This window comes from Nocardia sp. MH4 (assembly GCF_019266065.1).
Classification (GTDB): domain Bacteria; phylum Actinomycetota; class Actinomycetes; order Mycobacteriales; family Mycobacteriaceae; genus Nocardia; species Nocardia canadensis.
In genome coordinates, this window is sequence record NZ_LPNR01000110.1 from 1 (window position 1) to 19290 (window position 19290).

11 protein-coding genes are annotated in these 19290 nt (G+C 71.2%); 8 read left to right on the forward strand and 3 right to left on the reverse strand.

The annotated features are described in order from the left end of the window. A partial coding sequence (locus tag ATM97_RS20720; RefSeq protein WP_255588138.1) for a serine/threonine-protein kinase occupies positions 1-1018 on the reverse strand: 1018 nt, incomplete at its 3' end. A 220-nt stretch (positions 1019-1238) separates the two neighbouring features. Then, positions 1239-4835: a methionine synthase gene (metH, locus tag ATM97_RS20725; protein ID WP_218719696.1), complete on the reverse strand. Its 3597-nt coding sequence runs from the start codon at positions 4833-4835 to the stop codon at positions 1239-1241. Positions 4836-4973: 138 nt separating this feature from the next. Between metH and ATM97_RS20730 the strand changes: the two genes are divergently transcribed. Then, a complete protein-coding gene (locus tag ATM97_RS20730; protein WP_218719697.1) occupies positions 4974-5858 on the forward strand; it encodes a PAC2 family protein in 885 nt (294 codons plus the stop codon). A gap of 72 nt (positions 5859-5930) precedes the next feature. Beyond that, positions 5931-8474: an AMP-binding protein gene (locus ATM97_RS20735; protein ID WP_218719698.1), complete on the forward strand. Its 2544-nt coding sequence runs from the start codon at positions 5931-5933 to the stop codon at positions 8472-8474. Here the strand turns inward: ATM97_RS20735 and ATM97_RS20740 are convergent. Continuing rightward, positions 8376-8681, reverse strand: a complete 306-nt coding sequence (locus tag ATM97_RS20740; protein WP_218719699.1) for a hypothetical protein — start codon at positions 8679-8681, stop codon at positions 8376-8378. The two genes, ATM97_RS20735 and ATM97_RS20740, sit on opposite strands and share 99 nt — an antisense overlap. A gap of 336 nt (positions 8682-9017) precedes the next feature. On the opposite strand from ATM97_RS20740, the gene ATM97_RS20745 reads away from it, so the two are divergent. The 6 genes from ATM97_RS20745 to ATM97_RS20770 all read left to right on the forward strand — a co-directional run bounded on the left by ATM97_RS20745 (position 9018) and on the right by ATM97_RS20770 (position 19290). Further along, a complete protein-coding gene (locus tag ATM97_RS20745) occupies positions 9018-10157 on the forward strand; it encodes an XRE family transcriptional regulator (RefSeq protein WP_218719700.1) in 1140 nt (379 codons plus the stop codon). Between the two features lie 83 nt (positions 10158-10240). Further along, complete coding sequence (locus ATM97_RS20750) at positions 10241-11800, forward strand: TIGR02677 family protein (RefSeq protein WP_374104886.1); 1560 nt, start codon at positions 10241-10243, stop codon at positions 11798-11800. After that, positions 11797-13179, forward strand: coding sequence for a TIGR02678 family protein (locus ATM97_RS20755; RefSeq protein WP_218719701.1), 1383 nt, complete (start codon positions 11797-11799; stop codon positions 13177-13179). The genes ATM97_RS20750 and ATM97_RS20755 overlap by 4 nt, the downstream gene beginning before the upstream one ends. A 4-nt stretch (positions 13180-13183) precedes the next feature. Beyond that, positions 13184-17539 (forward strand): TIGR02680 family protein, encoded by a 4356-nt coding sequence (locus ATM97_RS20760; protein ID WP_218719702.1) that lies wholly within the window; start codon positions 13184-13186, stop codon positions 17537-17539. Positions 17540-18067: 528 nt separating this feature from the next. Further along, positions 18068-18862 (forward strand): DUF4388 domain-containing protein, encoded by a 795-nt coding sequence (locus tag ATM97_RS20765; RefSeq protein ID WP_218719703.1) that lies wholly within the window; start codon positions 18068-18070, stop codon positions 18860-18862. After that, positions 18859-19290 (forward strand): hypothetical protein, encoded by a 432-nt coding sequence (locus ATM97_RS20770; protein WP_218719704.1) that lies wholly within the window; start codon positions 18859-18861, stop codon positions 19288-19290. The genes ATM97_RS20765 and ATM97_RS20770 overlap by 4 nt, the downstream gene beginning before the upstream one ends.

Genomic DNA, 19290 nt, shown 5'->3' on the forward strand with positions numbered 1-19290 from the left:
CGGCCGTTCCCGCGGCGGACGATCCGCCGGTGATCGCCGACCTGGCCGCCTTGGCCAGCGCCAGGCCACCGCCCAGCAGCGCCGCCGCGCCGGACTTCGCCGCCACGCCGCCGGTGGGCGCGCTCGGCTGCGGCAACAGCGTCGTGGCCGCCTCACTCAGCGGGAGCACCTTCGTCGCCGTGGCGGGCAGGGCCGGAACCCGGCCCGCCGCCACGTCTTCGAGCGCCTTGCGCGCCTGGGCCATGGTCGGGCGCTGCTCGGCCGAGGCGGTCAGCAACCACATCAGCACCGGCCCGAGCGCACCCGCCTGCTTCGGTTCCGGCACCACTCCCCTGGCGACGGCGTGTAGTACCGCCAGCGGGTTGTCACCCTCGCCGAACGGCGGGGCGCCCTCGACGGCGGCGTAGAGGGTCGAGCCCAGCGCGAAGACGTCGGCGGCGGGTTTCGGGTCGTCGCCGCGGGCGATCTCGGGCGCCAGATAGGCGGGCGTGCCCGCCAGGAAACCCGTGGCGGTGACGGTGACATCGCCGGTGGCGTGCGAGATCCCGAAGTCGGTGAGCTTGACGGTGCCGTCGTCGCCGACGAGCAGGTTGGCCGGCTTCACATCGCGGTGCATGATCCCGGCGTCGTGCGCCGCCGACAGCGCGGCGGCGGCCTGGGCGCCGATCCCGGCCACCTCGAGCGGCGGCAGCGTCGCCCCGCCCGCCAGCTTCGCCGCGAGGCTGGGCGCGTTCATGTACTCCATGACCAGCCACGGCTGGCCGTCTTCCTCGGCGACGTCGAAGACGGTGATGGCGTTCGGATGGTGCAGGCGGGCGGCGATGCGACCCTCGCGCATGGCGCGCAGCTTCGCTTCCAGCGCTTGCGAACCGGTGAGCCCCGGCGCGAGCAGCAGTTGCTTCACCGCGACGGTGCGACGCAGCCGGACATCGGTGGCGCGCCACACGACTCCCATCGCGCCGGTGCCGATCGGGTCGGTGAGTCGATAACGCCCCGCGATCAACCGATCCGATGTCATAACGTGTGCCCCTCCTGCAATACCGCCGAGTCGTCCAGCCCTCCGCGCCACAGCGGGATGAAACTTCCGAAAATCCTACGTGCTGAACTGCTTTGCCCTCGTCCTCGCGGGCCCTGGTCCATGGACTCCCGGCCGCTTCGTGATCAGACTCACAACCGGCACAACAGCATCGGACCGGCCCCGCGGGGACCGGTCCGATCTGCCGTCGCCTGCCAGTGTCTCAGGCGTTGAAGTATTTCGCCTCCGGATGCAGCAGCACGAACGCGTCGGTCGACTGTTCCGGGTGCAGCTGCAGTTCCTCCGACAGCGTCACCCCGACCCGGCCCGCGTCGAGCAGATCGACCAGCTTGGCCCGGTCCTCGAGCTCCGGGCAGGCGCCGTAGCCGAAGGAGTACCGCGCACCGCGGTAGCCGAGCTTGAAGTAGTCCTGGATGTCGGCGGGATCGTCGTCGGCGACCGACTGGCCCTCCAGCGTCAGTTCCTCGCGCACCCGGCGATGCCAGTACTCGGCCAGCGCCTCGGTGAGCTGCACGCCGATTCCGTGCACCTCGAGGTAGTCGCGGTAGTTGTCGGCCGCGAACAGCGCGTTGGCGAAGTCGGCGATCGGCTGGCCCATGGTGACCAGCTGGAACGGCAGCACGTCGACCTGGCCGGTCTCGCGCGCCCGCTCCCGCGAGCGGATGAAGTCGGCGATGCACAGGAACCGGTCGCGCTGCTGGCGCGGGAAGGTGAACCGGTACCGCTCGGGCGCGTCGGCGTCGGGCTCGGTGAGCACGATGACGTCGTCACCCTCCGACACCGCCGGGAAGTAGCCGTAGACCACCGCGGCGTGCTGCAGCACACCCTCGGTCGCGAGGCGGTCGAGCCAGGCCCGCAGCCGCGGGCGGCCCTCGCTCTCCACCAGCTCCTCGTAGGACGGACCGTCACCGCTGCGCTGACCGCGCAGACCCCACTGCCCCAGGAACAGCGCCCGCTCGTCGAGCAGGCCCGAATACTCCTGCAGCGGCAGCCCCTTCACCACGCGTGTGCCCCAGAACGGCGGGGTCGGCACGGGCAGATCGGCGGCCACGTCGGAGCGCTCGGGCACCTCGATCGGCACCTCGGCGGCCTTGCGCTCGGCGGCGATCCGCTTGGACCGCTCGTGGCGGGCCTTGCGCTCGGCGGCCTTCTCCTTGGCGGCGATCGCCTCGGGGCTGTCGGGATCGAGGCCACCACCGCGCTTGACGGTCATGATCTCGTCCATCAGGCGCAGGCCCTCGAACGCGTCGCGGGCGTAGTGCACGTCGCCCTCGTAGACGGCGGTGAGGTCGTTCTCCACGTAGGCGCGAGTCAGCGCGGCGCCGCCGAGCAGCACCGGGAACTGTTCGGCGACACCCTTGGCGTTGAGTTCCTCGAGGTTCTCCTTCATCACCACGGTCGACTTCACCAGCAGCCCGGACATGCCGATCACGTCGGCCTTCTTGTCCTGCGCGGCGTCGAGGATGGTGGCGATCGGCTGCTTGATGCCGAGGTTGACCACCTCGTAGCCGTTGTTGGACAGGATGATGTCGACCAGGTTCTTGCCGATGTCGTGCACGTCGCCCTTCACGGTGGCGAGCACGATCCGGCCCTTGCCGGAGTCGTCGGTGGCCTCCATGTGCGGTTCCAGGTGCGCCACCGCGGTCTTCATCACCTCGGCCGACTGGAGCACGAACGGCAGCTGCATCTGGCCGGAGCCGAACAGCTCGCCGACCGTCTTCATGCCCGAGAGCAGGGTCTCGTTGATGATCTGCAGCGGCGGCACGGTCTGCATCGCCTCGTCGAGGTCGACGTCGAGACCGTTGCGCTCGCCGTCGACGATGCGCCGCTCGAGCCGGTCGAACAGCGGCAGCGCGGCCAGTTCCTCGGCCCGGGAGGCCTTCGACGACGCGGTCGAGACGCCCTCGAACAGTGCCATCAGCTTCTGCAGCGGGTCGTAGTCCTCGCCGCGGCGGTCGTAGATCAGGTCGAGGGCGGTCTGGCGCTGCTCGTCCGGGATCCGGCTCATCGGCAGGATCTTGGAGGCGTGCACGATCGCCGAATCCAGTCCGGCTTCGACACATTCGTGCATGAACACCGAGTTCAGCACCTGCCGGGCGGCCGGGTTCAGGCCGAAGGAGATATTGGACAGGCCGAGGGTGGTCTGCACCTGGGGGTGCCTGCGCTTGAGCTCACGGATCGCCTCGATGGTCTCGAGGCCGTCCTTGCGCGACTCCTCCTGGCCGGTGCCGAGGGTGAAGGTCAGGGTGTCGACGATGATGTCGGACTCCAGCAGACCCCAGTTGGTCGTGATGTCGGAGATCAACCGCTCGGCGATCGCCACCTTGGTCTCGGCGGTGCGGGCCTGGCCCTCCTCGTCGATGGTCAGCGCGACCACGGCGGCACCGTGCTCGGAGACCAGCCGCATGATCTGCTGGAAGCGCGAATCCGGGCCGGCGCCGTCCTCGTAGTTCACCGAGTTCACCGCGCAGCGGCCACCCAGGTGCTCGAGACCGGCCTGCAGCACCGGCGGTTCGGTGGAGTCGAGCATGATCGGCAGGGTCGAGGACGTGGCCAGGCGCGAAGCGAGCTCGTTCATGTCCTTGGTGCCGTCGCGGCCGACGTAGTCGACGCACAGGTCGAGCATGTGCGCGCCGTCGCGGGTCTGGTCCTTGGCGATCTCGAGGCAGCGCTGCCAATCCTCGGCCAGCATCGCGTCCCGGAAGGCCTTGGAGCCGTTGGCATTCGTGCGCTCACCGATCATCAGGATCGAGGCGTCCTGCTCGAACGGGACCGCGGTGTACATGCTCGACACGGCAGGCTCGTGGGCGGGCGTGCGGCGCGCCTCGATCGGCGGCAGCGTGGTCTCGACCGCGCGCACCGCCTCGGCGACCTGGCGGATGTGCTCGGGGGTGGTGCCACAGCAGCCACCCACCAGCGAGAGCCCGAACTCGGAGACGAAGCCGCTCATCGCGACCGCCAGCTCCTCCGGGGTCAGCGGGTACTCCGCGCCGTTCGCGCCGAGCACCGGCAGACCCGCGTTCGGCATCACCGAGACGGGTATCTGCGCGTGTCGCGACAGGTGGCGCAGGTGCTCGCTCATCTCGTCGGGGCCGGTCGCGCAGTTCAGGCCGATCATGTCGATGCCGAGCGGTTCGAGCGCGGTCAGCGCGGCGCCGATCTCGCTGCCGACCAGCATGGTGCCGGTGGTCTCCACGGTGACGTGGGTGATGATCGGGATCCGGCGGCCCGCGGCCGCCATGGCCCGCCTGCTGCCGGTGATCGCGGCCTTGACCTGCAGCAGGTCCTGGCAGGTCTCGATGAGGATGGCGTCGGCGCCGCCGTCGAGCATACCCAGGGCGGCCTCGGTGTAGGCGTCGCGCAGCGAGACGAACGGCGCGTGCCCCAGCGTCGGCAGCTTGGTGCCCGGTCCCATCGAGCCCAGCACATAGCGCGGGGTGCCGTCGGCGGACGGGCCCATCTCGTCGGCGACCTCACGGGCCAGCCGGGTGCCGCGCTCGGACAGATCGCGGATCCGGTCGGCGATGTCGTAGTCGGCCAGGTTGGGCAGGTTGCAGCCGAAGGTGTTGGTCTCCACCGCATCCGCGCCGGCTTCGAAGTACGCGCGGTGGATCGCGCGCAGCACGTCGGGGCGGGTGTCGTTGAGGATCTCGTTGCATCCTTCGAGGCCACGGAAATCGTCGAGCGACAGATCCGCGGCCTGCAACATCGTGCCCATCGCACCGTCGCCGATGACGACACGCCGTCGGAGCGTATCGAGGAGCGTGGTATCGAACCCGGTGGGCAAGGACGCAGACATGATTCAAGACTAATGGGCGGCCCCGACGCATAAGACCACTGCGGGTGATTCGAGTGGCGCCGGACACAGCCCGCACGGGAAACACGCAACAGCGCCGGTCACCGCAAAACAATTCGCCGAAGACACTAGGCTGACCGGGTGGATGCCAGTGAAACCCCCGAGACGGAACTGCCGACGTTGCGCAATCCCGTGCTGGTCGCGGCCTTCGAGGGCTGGAACGACGCCGGTGACGCCGCCAGTGGCGCGGTCGAACATCTGGAGTTGATCTGGGACGCCGAGCCGCTCGCCGAACTCGATTCCGAGGACTACTACGACTACCAGGTGAACCGCCCGACGGTGCGCCAGGTGGACGGGGTGACCAGGGAGATCCAGTGGCCCTCGACCATGTTGTCGGTGTGCTCGCCCCCCGGGAGCGATCGCGATGTCGTCCTGCTGCGCGGGATCGAACCCAACATGCGCTGGCGCAGCTTCTGCAACGACCTGCTCGAGTTCATCGAGCAGCTCGGTGTGGAGACGGTCGTCATCCTCGGCGCGTTGCTCGCCGACACGCCGCACACACGTCCGGTGCCGGTGACCGGCTCGGCCTACAGCCCCGAGGCCGCCGAGCGGTTCGCCCTGGAGCAGACCCGCTACGAGGGCCCGACCGGGATCACCGGGGTGCTGCAGGACATGTGTGTCAAGGCCGGGGTGCCTGCGGTGTCGTTCTGGGCGGCGGTGCCGCACTACGTGTCGCAGCCGCCGAACCCGAAGGCCACCATCGCGCTGCTGCACCGGGTCGAGGACGTCCTCGACATCGAGGTTCCGCTCGGTGAGCTGCCCACACAGGCCGAGGAGTGGGAGGCCGCGGTCAACGAGATGACCGTCGGCGACGAGGAGATCAACGAGTACGTGCGCTCGCTCGAGGAGCGTGGCGACGCGGCGCTCGACCTCAACGAGACGATGGCCAAGATCGACGGTGACGCCATCGCCGCGGAGTTCGAGAAGTACCTGCGCAGGCGCGGTCCGGGCAGTTTCGGGCTCTGACCCGCGTTCACCGGGAATTCGCCACGCGACCACCTCCCGGATATCGACGGCACGCCCCCTAGACTTTTTCGCGTGCCGAACCACCCGATCGTCGCTCATCTCCGGGGATTCGACGACCGGATCGCGGTGCTGCACCGGCACCCGACCGTGCCCGCCGACACCCTGTGCCGCGTCACCTATGCCCAGCTCGCCGACCGCGTCGCGGAGTTCTCGGCACGGCTGGGCCCGGCGCGCCGACTCGTCGCGCTGACCGCGGCCAACGACATCGACTCCCTCGTCGCCTACCTGGGCGCGCTCGACGCGGGCTGCGTGGTGCTGCTGACCGGCGAGCTCTCCGGTGAACTCGCCGCAACCTACGATCCCGACGTCGTCGTCGAGGGCGGACGGATCGTCGCCGAGCGCGCGGACCCGGCGCACGAGCTGCACCCGGAGCTCGCCCTGCTGTTGAGCACGTCCGGCTCGACCGGCTCGCCGAAGCTGGTCCGGCTCTCGGCCGCGAACCTGCTCGCCAACGCCGACTCGATCGCCCGCTATCTCGAGATCGGGCCGCACGATCGCGCGGCGACCACGCTGCCACTGTTCTACTGCTACGGCCTGTCGGTGGTGCACAGCCATCTGCTGCGCGGGGCGAGCCTGCTGCTCACCGACCGGTCGGTGAGCGATCCCGAGTTCTGGGACGAGTTCCGCGCGCACCGGGCGACGTCGTTCGCCGCGGTCCCCTACACCGTGGACCTGCTGGACCGGGTCGGCTTCGCCGAGATGTCACTGCCCGATCTGCGGTACGTGACGCAGGCGGGTGGCCGGCTCGAGCCCGCGCGGGTGCGGGCCTACGCGCGGCTCGGCGCGGCGGCGGGCTGGCGATTCTTCGTGATGTACGGCCAGACCGAGGCGACGGCCCGGATGGCGTATCTGCCACCGGAACTCGCGACCGAGCACCCGGACTGCATCGGGATACCCGTACCCGGTGGACATTTCACGCTCGAACCGGTCGACGACGGCGCCGCCGAGGAACTGGTGTACCACGGTGCCAACGTGATGCTCGGCTACGCGACCCGCCCCGCCGATCTCGCGCTGGGCCGCACCGTCGCGGCGCTGCGCACCGGTGACCTCGCCCGGCGCACCGCCGACGGCCTGTACCAGGTGATCGGCAGGCGCAGCCGCTTCGCGAAGCTGTTCGGGCTGCGCATCGATCTGGGCCGGATCGAATCCGAGCTCGCCGCCGCCGGTTTCGGCGCGGCCTGCACCGACGACGGCGCCCGGCTGATCGCCGCGGTGACCGGGACGGGCCGGGGTGATCCCGCCGCGCTGATCGCGCGGGCGTCGGGTCTGCCCGCGGCGGCGGTGACCGTGACGATCGTCGACGAGCTGCCCCGGCTGGCCACCGGCAAGATCGACTACCCGGCGATCCGCGCGCAGGCGCCCGCCGAGCCCGAGACCGGCGCCGATGTGCGCGCCATCTACGCCGACGCGCTGGCCCTGCCGGTCGAGAAGATCTCGCGTGCACACAGCTTCGTGGAGCTGGGCGGTGATTCGCTCAGTTACGTCACCACCGCGGCCCGGCTGGAACGGGTCATCGGCAAGCTGCCCGCCGACTGGCCGCAGCTCTCGATCGACCGGTTGGAGCGAGCACCGCGCGGCCGGGGCGGTGTCGGGCGAGCCCTGGACACCGCGACGGCGCTGCGCGCCATCGGCATCGTGCTCGTGCTCGGCTCGCACATCCAGCTGTTCGAGATCTGGGGTGCGGCGCACGTGCTGCTGGCGGTGGCCGGATACAACTTCGCGCGGTTCGCGGTGAGTGCGGCTCCCCCGGCCCAGCGTCTCCGGCAGACCGCGCGGTCGGTGGCGATGATCGCGGTGCCGACGGCGCTGTGGGTGTTGATCACGATGGTGTTGCAGCCCGGCTATTACAGCTGGCAGAATGTGGTGCTGCTCAACAAGATCCTCGGCCCGCGCAACGACACGGCGGGGCATCTGTGGTTCCTGGAGGTGCTGGTCTACTGCACGGTCGTCGCCGCGCTGCTGCTGCGGATCCCGTGGCTGGACCGCTGGGAGCGGCGGGGGCCGTTCTGGTTCGCCCTGGCTCTGCTCGGGCTCGCCCTGGTGGTGCGCTGGCATGCGTTCGGGCTCTATCCCGAGCGCGATATCCCGTTGTCACCGCTGGCCTGTTGGTACTTCGTTCTCGGCTGGGCCGGAGCGAAGGCGACGGCAGTCTGGCAGCGGCTGATCGTCAGCGCCGTGCTGCTGGCAAGTGTGCCGGGGTATTTCGGCGTCACCGATCGGGAACGCCTGGTGATGGCGGGCATCCTGCTGCTGGTCTGGCTGCCCGCGCTGCGCGTGCCCGCCGTCCTCGCCGTGGTGGCGGTGGCGGTGGCCGACAGCTCGTTGTTCGCGTACCTGCTGCACTGGCAGGTGTACCCGGCGTTCGGCGACCATCGACTGCTCGCATTGTTCGCCTCGCTCGCGGCCGGTGCGGCCGCTACCAGGATGGTGGTTCTGTGCCGGCGGAACTGGCCACGGCTAGCGCTCCAGGGTCAGTACCTGGGCGGCCGCCTCGTGCGCCAGCTTCGCGATCAGCAGGTCACGCGGGATCGTCTGGCCGGCAAGGTGATCGAGTGACGGCACCACCACGTGGTGGGCGTCGGCCCGCTTCAATTCCTGAGTGAGTTCGGCGAACGCCGCACCGTCACCCGCGGTCGATTCATGGAACGTCGCGGCGAAGCACATCCCCGCGGTGCGCGCGAGGCTGCGTAGCGCATCCTCCAATTGGTCGCTCCGGCCTTCGGCCAGGTCGTCCCGCAAGTATCCATAGATCAACGCTTCCACCCGAACCTCCGTTGGATTGGGATCGCTGTTCTGTTGTCGGATCCCCCCGCGCCACGCCGTGCGCCGCGCGGGGGTACTGCGTTGCCCTGCAAGCTCTCCTGCAAAGCGGGTGTCCGCCGGGGTCGGCGACGAGCACCTACTTACAGCATGCGTATTCGCGGCCCCGCGCAGCAGATGTCAAGCCGATGACATCTACATGCCCTATTCGGGACGCCGAACGTTAACTGGTGGGATACTACCGCCGTGACCGCAACTGATGATCGACCCGTCTGGGCTGTTCGGATGCGTTCGGAACGTGACGCGAGGGGATGGTCGCAAGCCGATGCCGTCCGCGCGATGCGTGCCAAGTCCTCCCACAACCTGCCGACGGACAGTACCCTGCTGCGCAACTGGCGGCGCTGGGAGTCCGGGGAATCGCGCCCCGACGAGTTCTACGCGCCGATCATCGCGGCCGCGTTCGACACCGTCCCCGCCGCGTTCTTCCCCAAGTCCCGGCCCAACCGCGATGACGAGCTGTTATCGGCGACCGGTATGGACACGCTCGAGTTCATCGGCAGACTCCGGATGTCCGACGTCAACAGCGCCACCCTGGACGCGGTGCGGATCACCGCCGAACGGCTGTGCTGCGAGTACGCCTACGCCGACCCGCACGAGCTGCACGCCGAGGGCACCGCGTGGCTGCGCCGGATCACCTCGCTGCTCGACGGCAGGCTCACCCTGAGCCAGCATCGGGAGATCCTCGTGCTGGCGGGCTGGGTGGCGTTGCTGGTCGGTTGCGTCGATTACGACCTCGGACACCGGGCCGGCGCCGAGGCCACCCGGCGGGCCGCGGATTCGCTGGGCCGCGAGGCGGGCAACGTCGAGATCTCGGCGTGGGCCGCCGAGATGTCGGCCTGGTTCGCGCTCACCCAGGGCAATTTCCGGGGCGCGATCGACGTCTCGGAGAAGGCCATGCCGGGCACCGCCTCGATGGGTGTCGGGGTGCAGCTGGCCGCCCAACGGGCCAAGGGCTGGGCCCGCCTCGGTGATCGCCGGGCGGTGCAGACCGCGCTCGACGAGGGCAGGGCGATCCTGTCGCGGATGGGTCATCCGGCCGATCTGCACAACCACTTCGTCGTCGACGCGACCAAGTTCGACTTCTACGCGATGGACTGCTGCCGGGTCGCGGGCCAGGACCGGCTGGCCGAACGCTACGCCCAGCAGGTGATCAGCGATTCGACCAGGCCCGACGGTTCGGTCCGCAACCCGATGCGGGTCTCGGAGGCCCGGCTGACGCTGGCCGTGGTCGCCGTGCGCGACCGCGATCTCGAGCGCGCGGTCGAGGAGGGCGTCGCGGCGTTCACGGCGGGTCGCCGCTCGCTGCCGTCGCTGGCCTGGATCGCCGGCGAGGCGGCCAGGGAGATCATCGAACGCTATCCGGGAGATCCGCGCACCCGGTCGTTCCTCGAGCAGCTGCGCTCGCTCAACGTCGGGTGAGCGGGGCTTACCAGACGGCGGGGGCACGCCGATCCGGGGCGGGTCCCCCGGGGCGCGCGGCGGCCACCACTAATCTGTCTACGGTGACCGACCTCGCCGACGGCCTGCCCAGCGCCGTACCCGCCCTGTGGGACGAGCGGCTGCGGTTGTTCTCGTTCGCGACCGCGGAGAAGCGCGCCGACTACCTGCGGGTGCTGCGCGCCTTCGACAGTGCCCGCGCCGCCTACGTGGTGCTGCTGCACGCCGACGACGTCGCCGAGTGGATCGCCAGAGCCGAGACCGGCGGGCAGGCCGGGCCCGCGGGCGTGCCGCTGCCCGCGGTCGAGATCGGTCCGCTGCTCGAGCAGCTGCACCGCTGGGGCGTGCTGGAGCGCAGCTACGACGGCACCCGCGCGGCCACTCTGGCCGAGTACCGCAACCGGCACTACGTCTACCAGTTCGCGCAGGCGGGCTTCCAGGCGTACCGGGCGGTGGCCGGCGTGCTGACGGCCCGGATGGACGACGCGTCGCTGTCACGCCTGGTGCTGCCCGAACTGCTCACCGACCTGCGTACCCTGGCCGCGGCCAATCGCGACGGCGACGCCGAGCGGGTCTACACCACGCTGCGCAGGCTCGACGCCGCGCTCACCGACATGGCCGCGCGCGCGGCGCACTTCTACCTGTCGCTGGGCGATCTGGTGCGCACGACCGAGATCACCCCGGAATCCTTTCTCGCGCACAAGGACGCGCTGCTGGCGCACATGCGCGAGTTCAGCATGGACCTGGCCCGGTTCGCCCCCCGGCTGGCGGCCGCGATCGGCGAGGTGGAGGCCACCGGCGTCGAGCAGCTGATCGGCCGCGCGGCGAGCTGCGACGAGCGGGTGCTGCTGAGCCCGGCCGAACGCGAGGCCGACTGGCGCTCGCGCTGGGACGGCCTGCGCACCTGGTTCGTGGCGGCGGGCGGCGGCGAGGCGAACGAGTCGTGTGAGGCCGACCGGCTGCGCGAGGCGACGATGAGCGCGATCGCCGCGGTGCTGTCGCTGCTGCGCCGGGTCACCGAGACCCGCCGCGGCGGGGTCAGCCGGGAATCGGCGCTGCGGCATCTGGCCGCCTGGTTCGTCGACACCCCCACCACGGGCAGCGCGCACGCGCTCTACGACGCGGTGTTCGGCCTGGGCAGGCCCCGGCACCTGGCGCTCGAGCATCCCGACGCCGAGGTGATCCCGCCGGGCCGGTCCTGGTGGGAGGCACCGCCGTTGGAGATCTCACGGACCCTCGCCGAGACCGGTCGCGCGCCGACCGCGGGCGCGCCGGCCCGGATCGCGCGCAACGACGCGGGCATCCGCAGGTTGCGCGAGGCCCAGCTGGCGGCCCAGCGCGAGCGGGCCGCGGCCGCGGCCTCCCTGGCCACCGGCGCCGTGCACGAACGGGTCCTGGACCAGCGCGAGACCGAGGTGTTGCTGCGCCTGCTCGACGCCGCGTCGACAGCGTGGGTGCCGGTCAGCGGAAAGGTCGACGGCACAACGGGTTCCGACAACGGCGTGACACTGACGGTGCGGCCGTGCGACGGGTCGACCGTCATCCGCACCGCGGCGGGCCTGCTGCACCTGAACAACCGCCGCCTCGAGGTCACCGCGACCACGCGACGGGGGACGCCACGATGAGACCGCACCGCCGCATCGACGCCCTCGCCCTGGACAGCTACCAGCGCGCCGCCCGCGTCATGCTCGCCAACCACCTGGTCACCCGGGTCTATCCCGACCGGATCGCGCTGCCGCTGATCCGGCGCTGGGCCACCGAACTGCGCGAGGACCTCGCCGAACTGTTCGGCTACCGCCTCGAGGTCACCGAGACCACGGCTCGGCTGTATCCGGTGCACGACCGGCTCGACGACACCCTGCCCGCGCGCAGCGTCAACGACCGCGTCTTCGACCGCCGCCGCTACGCCTATCTCTCCTTGGCCCTGGCCGCGCTCGGCCGCGCGGGCGACCAGATCACGCTGTCGGAATTGGCCGAACACGTGGCCGATTACGCGAGCCGGATCGACGGCCTCGAGCTGTCCACCGAGCGGGCCGCCGATCGGGACGCGTTCGTCGACGCGGTCGGCTGGCTCGGCGCCAGGGGCGCGCTCACCCTGGCCGACGGTGACGCGGGCGGCTGGGCCAGCGACCCGGAGGCGGGCGAGGCCCTCTACGACATCGACCGGCCGGTGGTGTTCGCGCTGTTCCGGCCGCCGCGCGCGCTGCAGCATCTGCACAGCGTGCGGGGTCTGCTGGCCGAGGACACCGAGCACGCGCCCGCCGAACAGGCCCGCCGGGTGCGCCGCGCGCTGGTGGAACGTCCGGTCGTATACCTCGAAGACCTCTCCCCCGCCGAGCGCGCCCTGCTCGGCCAGGACCGCGTGGTCGACGAGGTCGAGTACTGCACCGGCCTGCGCGCCGAGCGGCGCGCCGAAGGGGTCGCGCTCATCGACACCTCGGGCAGGCTCTCCGACACCCGCTTCCCCGGCACCGGCACGCTCGCGCAGGTGGCGCTGCTGCTCATCGGCGAGATCGCCGACATCGTCCTCGACATCGACGACCCGGTCGCGCGCCATCCCGCGCCGACCACCGAGGACGCGCTGCTCGACCAGCTCGACGCGGCCATCCCCGCGGCGGGCGTGTTCGCCCCGCTCGCCGAGGATCCCGAAACACCGGACCCGCCTGCGGATTCCGTCGACGACGAACTCGCCGACACCGAGCCGCTCACCTATCCGTTCCTCGACGACGTCTGGGTGCGCGGCACGGTCACCGCGCTGACCGACCGCTACGGCGCCACCTTCGCCGCGCAGTGGCAGGCCGATGTCGGCGGGCTCACCGCCGAGGTCGTCGCGCTGCTCACCAAGCTTCGGCTGGTGCGGCCGGTCGAGGGCGGGCTGCTGATCCTGCCCGCGCTGGCCAGGTATCGGGGCGCGGTGGTCACCGTGCGGGTCCGCCAGGCCGAGGAATTGTTCGTCACCGCCGCCGACACCGACGGCAGCAGCACCGGAACGGGAGGGAACTGAGCAGATGTCGCTCATTCACGGCGGAGTGCGTTTCGTCCCGACCCGCGCGGGCATCGTCAACCTCTGGGACTACCGCGACCAGGAGTTCTGTTTCGCCGACGGCAGGCTCGTGCTGCGCGGTCCGAACGGATCGGGCAAGACCAAGGCCCTGGAGGTGCTGTTCCCGTTCGTGCTCGACGGACGGATCGAGCCGCGCAGGCTCAATCCGTTCGCCGGCGAAGAGCGCACCATGAAGTCGAATCTGCTCTATCGCAAGCAGGAATCGGCCTACTCGTATGTCTGGATGGAGTTCGCGCGCGGCAGCTGGGAGGACCCGGAGGTCGTCACGGTCGGCATCGGCATGCGCGCCACCCGGTCCTCGGACAAGGTCACCCGCTGGTATTTCGTCGCCGACGGGCGCGCGGGCGTCGACTTCTCCTTGATCGGCCCCGACGACCGGCCGCTGACCCGCAAGCAGCTCGCCGAGCAGATCGGCAGTGACGCCATCGTCGACCGGCCGGTGGAGTACCGGGCCGCCATCGACGCCCGCATGTTCGGGCTCGGAGTGCAGCGCTACGACCAGCTGATCAATCTGATCCTCACGCTGCGCCGACCGCAGCTGGCCAAGAACCTCGACCCCCGCGGCCTGTCGCAGGCACTCACCGACGGCCTGCGCCCGCTCGACGAGCAGCTGATCCTGGACGCGGCCCGGTCCTTCAGCGATATGGAGGAGGTCGGGCGCACCCTGGACGGGCTCGTCCAAGCCGACACCGCGACGCGCCGCTTCGTCGACGTGTACCGCAAATACCTCGCCGTGCAGGCCAAGACCGATGTCGACCAGGTGCGTGCCCGCCTCGACGCGGTCACCAACGCCTCGACCGCCCTGTTCGCGGCCACTGCCCTGCGCACCCGGCGCGAGGCCGACCGCACCGCCGCCGAGGCCAGGGCCGAGGAGGCCGACCGCGCCTACGAACAGGCCATCGCCGACCGCGAGAACCTGCAGCGCTCGAGCGCCTACGAGGGCAAACAGCAGCTCGACGACCTCGCCGACGCTGTCCGCAGGCTCGAGACCTCCGCCGCCGTGCACCGCGACAAGGCCGCCGAGGCCGGCCAGACCCTGCAGCGCCGCGCCGAGGAAGCCGAGCGCGCCGCCGAGGCCGTGCGCACCGCCGCCGCCGCGCTGGTCCGCGGCGAGGACGCCCTGCGTGCCGCGGCCGAGGAGGCCGGCATCGAGTGGACCACGCCAGGTGCCGACGGCCGCGGTGATCAGATCACCGCCGCCGTGCGCGGCCACGCCGAGGAACGCGACGCCGACGTCCGCGCGGTGCGCAAGGCGTTGAGCCGCTGGGAAGCCCTGGCCGCCGATCGCACCCGCGCCCAGCGCCTGGCCGAACGCGCCGTGGAACTGCGCGACGCCGCGGCCGCCGAGGTGGCCCACGCCGAAGCCGCCGTCACGCTGGCCAGGACCGAATCGGCTGCCGCCCTGCGCACCTGGTGGCAGACCAACGCGGCGGTGCTGGCGCCGATCGCCGCGGGCACGCTGCCGACCGGTCACGACACCGACCTCGGTTCCGGCGGCATTCCGCGCAGCGCCGATGCGGAGCGCCCTGGGCTTTTCGATGCCTTGACCTCGGCCCTCGCCGCGGCGGGCACGGAGGACGCCCCGTCCGTGCACGAGGTGCTGGCCGAGTATTGCGAGCCCTTGCAGGACCAGATCCGCACCCGACGGCAGGAAGCCAAGGCGCGGGCGGCGGCCGCGGCCGCACGCCGGGAAACGCTGGTCGCCGAGCGCGACAAGGTGGCCGCCGAACGCGACGACGCGCCGCCGCCGCACCCGACCGACCCCCGCGAGCCGACAGACCTTCCCGGCGTGCCCTTCTGGCGCTCGGTCCGGTTCGCGGACGCGGTGGCCCCGGCCGAAGCCGCGGGTATCGAGGCCGCTCTCCAGGCGACCGGGCTCCTCGACGCCTGGATCTGTGACCCGGCCCGCGTCCCCGATGTCGACGGGGTCCGCTATCTGCTCCCGCTGCCCGCCGCCGATCGCCCGGCCGGTCGCACCCTCGCCGACGTCCTTGTCGTCGAGGACGGCTCCGACGATCTGGCGATCCCGACGAGCATCGTCGCCGAGGTGCTGGCCTCGATCGCACTCGACGAAGCACCCGCCGCCGACGCGGCGGGCACCGAACCGAGGGTGGCCGGAACGACTGCCGCTGGAGTGCTCCGCCTCCCGGCGGGCGCGGGCGATCCCGTCGTCGTCGGCACTGCCGGCATCTTCCGGCACGGCCTGCACGTCGGACGCCACACCAAGCCCGACGCCGAGTTCCTCGGCGCGACCGCGCGCGCCCGCCGCCGGGAACTGCGCCAGGCCGAACTCGACGCGGCGATCGAGGCCGCTGCCGCCGAAGCCGAGGCGGCGAAGGCCGACGAGGCCACGGCCACCGCCGAATTGGCGACCCTCAGCGCCGCGACGAAGTCCCTGCCCCGCCCGTCCGCGATCACCGCCGCGCTGCGCGCGGTCGCGGAGACGGCCGGTCTCATGCGGTCGCGATCGGAGGCCGTCACCCAGACCGAACGCGATCTGGACCAGGCGGTCGGCGAGGCCACCGCGATGGACAAGAAGCTGCGAGCCACCGCGCAGGCGCATCGCACGCCGACCGAGGCCCGCGAACTCGACGCGCTCGCCGCCGCGATCCGGCACTTCGAGAACACCGGCACCGGGCTGCTGCGGCTGCGCGCCGAACACGAGCGCGAACGTGAACGCGAACGCGAGGGCGCCGACCGGCACGACGAGGCGCGAGCGCTGGCCGAGGCCTTCGCCGAGGAGGCCGAGGCCGCCCGGCTCGGGTTCACCGAACAGCAGCGCAAGCTCGAGACCCTGCGGGAAGCGCTGGGCGCCGGCGCCGCCGACATCGACCGCGACCTCGAGGCCGCCCGCGCCGCGATCGAGGCGGCCAAGGCCGAGCAGCGAGCCGCGCGCAAGGCCGCCAATGCCGCGATCGAGGCGGTCGGCGACGCCGAGGCCGCCTACCGCACCGCCAACGAGGCACTGGCCACCGCGCTCACCGAGGTGCTGGCGGAGGTGCGGTCGCTGGCGCCCTACGCCCGGCCTGACCTGCTCAGTCTGCTCGGTGCCTCGGTCGAGCACCGCTGGCCGAGCACCGATGCCGCGTGGTCGACCCCGGAGCAGTTGCAGTACCGGATCCTCGCCGCCGGACCGGAGACCGACCCGGTCGTGCTGCCCGAGGAGGTGGCCGCCCTGTTCGCCGACCTCGACACCGCCACCACCCAGGTGCGAGCCACCGAAGCCGGGCGCAAGTCCACCCGGTCGGCGGTGACCAGCGCGCTGCAGGAGTTCGATGCCGCGCTCACCGCGTCGGGCCGCGACTATCGACTGCACTGGGATGCCGCCGACGGCCTGACCGTGGTCGCCGTGCACGACGAGAACGGTCAGGCCGCGCTCGCCGATTTCGCGGCTCGGATCGACGCCGCGCGCCGCGATCAGGAACTGCTGCTCACCGACGCCGAGCGCCGCATCCTGGAGGACGCGCTGCTGACCGGCCTGGCCCAGCAGATCCACGAACGCACCAGCGACGCCCGCGAACTCATCACCCGCATGGGCGCGGAGATGAAGCAGCGCCGGATGTCGTCGGGCAACACCATCGGCGTGCACTGGATCCTGGCCGACGGCCTGTCCGAGGCCGCCCGCGCCATGTGCAAACTGCTCGACCGGGACACCGCGGCGCTGAGCCCGGAGGATCTGGGCGCCGTGCGCGCCCATTTCGCCGCGGAGATCCGCGCGGCCCGCACCGCCCACCCGGAGCGGTCCTACCCCGAGATCCTCGGCGCCACCCTCGATTACCGCACCTGGCGGGTGTTCTCGTTCACCCTGATCAACGGCGACGGCAGCGAGGACAAGCTGACCGTGGCCCGGCACAGCGCGCTCTCCGGTGGCGAGCAGTCGGTCTCGCTGCACCTGCCGCTGTTCGCGGCCGCGCACGTGATGCTCGACTCCGCCGATCCGCAGGCTCCCCGTCTGCTGGCGCTGGACGAGGCGTTCGCGGGCGTCGACGACAACGGCCGTAGCGAATTGCTCGGCCTGAGTGTGCAATTCGACCTCGATCTGTTCATGACCGGCTACGACCTGTGGATCACCTACGGCCACGTCCCCGGCTGCGCACACTACGACCTGGCGCACTCGACCGCCGAGAACACCGTCAGCGCCACGCTGCTGGTCTGGGACAGCGGCGAACTGCTGGCCGAACACGACGGCGGCGACCTGACCACGGCGCTGGGCTCCCCCAACCGCCGCCGCGTCCCCAACACCATCGAGGGCGGCCTCACTCTGGAGGGCATGCCGGGCGAACCGGCCCCGGTGGGCTGAATGCTCAGGAGCGCCAACCGGTCTTGACGCCACCGCGCCGCCCCGGCGGCGTGGTGGCCAGGCAATTGCCGGAAGTCTTAGACCGACCAGTTTTCTTACTCGGAATTAACCGAATCGAATTTCACGGAATCGGTTGCTCGAAATCCTCAGTGCTGCCAGGATTTTGCTCGTGACGGGACCGGCCTTGGCCGGGCCGGCACGATCACGGTGCGGTCGCCACCGCACGCCGTCAGCAAGTCTTCAGGGGATCGTCGTGCGATATCGACACAATCAACACCGCCCACCCGGGTCGGACCGGCGGTTTTCCGGCGCTGCCGCGGGTCGGGATGCCGTGTGCGGCGGTCGGTCACGACCGCCGCGTCCGACGATGCGCTGAGTTCGCCGGAACTCGGCCGACCCAGCCCGATGAAGGTGCCGGACATATTCGCCGGAAATGGTTTGCGGCCGTTGCTGGCTCGCCTGCGCCGGGATCGCCGTTGCACCGATCCGGCGCCGACCTTTCCTTGCCCACCGCGGGATGTGACCACCATGCAGCTCCCCGTCCCCCTGCGGGACACCACCCGTCCACTCGCGGCCGCGCTCACCGACGCCGACGCGCGCCGGTTCACCGGCATCCTGCGCGTCACCGGCGAACCGGGCGGTGACATCCGCTGCGTCGACGGCCGGATCGTGGCCGTGAGTACCGGTGGCGCACCGGATTTCGACGCCCTCGACCCGCACGACGACGCACAGCCGCTCGGCGCGGCCCGCACCCGGCTGCTGCGGATGACGGCCACCGTCGACGGCACCTTCGCCATCGCGGCGGGCTGGATCGATCGCTGTCACTGGATCGATGCCCACCCGGATGTCGTCGCCGCCGACGATTCCGGCTACGACGCCGAGTGGCTGCTCGGCGAGGCCGAGCGCAGGCTGGCCGCGCTCGCGCACGCCGGCTTCTCGCCGTACCGGAACCTGCTGGCGCTCACCGACTTCGGCCGCTCGGTACGCGAGCAGGGCGCCGAGCTCCTGCGCCTGGTCGACGGCACCAGGAGCTGCCGCGACCTGGCCTTCCTGCTCGGCCGTCCGCTCTACCCGGTGACCGTCGAGGTCGCGCGCCTGCTCGGCGCCGGTCAGCTGACGGTGCCCGCCCGGCACGCCGCCGACCACCCGCCCGTCCCCGCCGGGGCGGGCATGGTCGACCCGGCGCTGCCCCGGCGCCGCCGCGGCGCCAGCGGCATCAACGACACCCTCCGGCCGCGTCCACCGCAGGCCGCTCCCCCGTCCACGACCGCCGTGGACGTACCCGACTCTTCGCCACGGCGGAGAACCGAGAGGATCTCATGAACACCAACGGCACCCCCGCCAGCATGAACGAACGGCTCACCGGGATGGTCAAGTCGCTGCGCGCCGAAGTTCCCGACTGCGTCGCCGCGGGCGTCATCGACATGTCGACCGGCATGCTGTTGTCGGTGGAGACCGTCGACAACCATCCGCCGGAGGTGCTGGATTTGCTCGCGGCCGCCACCCTCGACCTGTTCCAGGGCCGCAATGTGGTGATGATCGAGGACATCTGGAAGGAACGGCGCGGCATCCGCAGCGACGACCACTACTTCCAGGAGATCCTGGTCAATTCCAACAACCTCACCCACCTGTTCCTGCGCGCGGAGAGCCGCGACGATCTGGTGGTCGTGGTGGTGTGCCGCAAGACGGTCAATGTGGGCATGCTGTTCGCCCAGTCACGCCGGGTGCTCAAGGACACCGGCAGGCTCTGA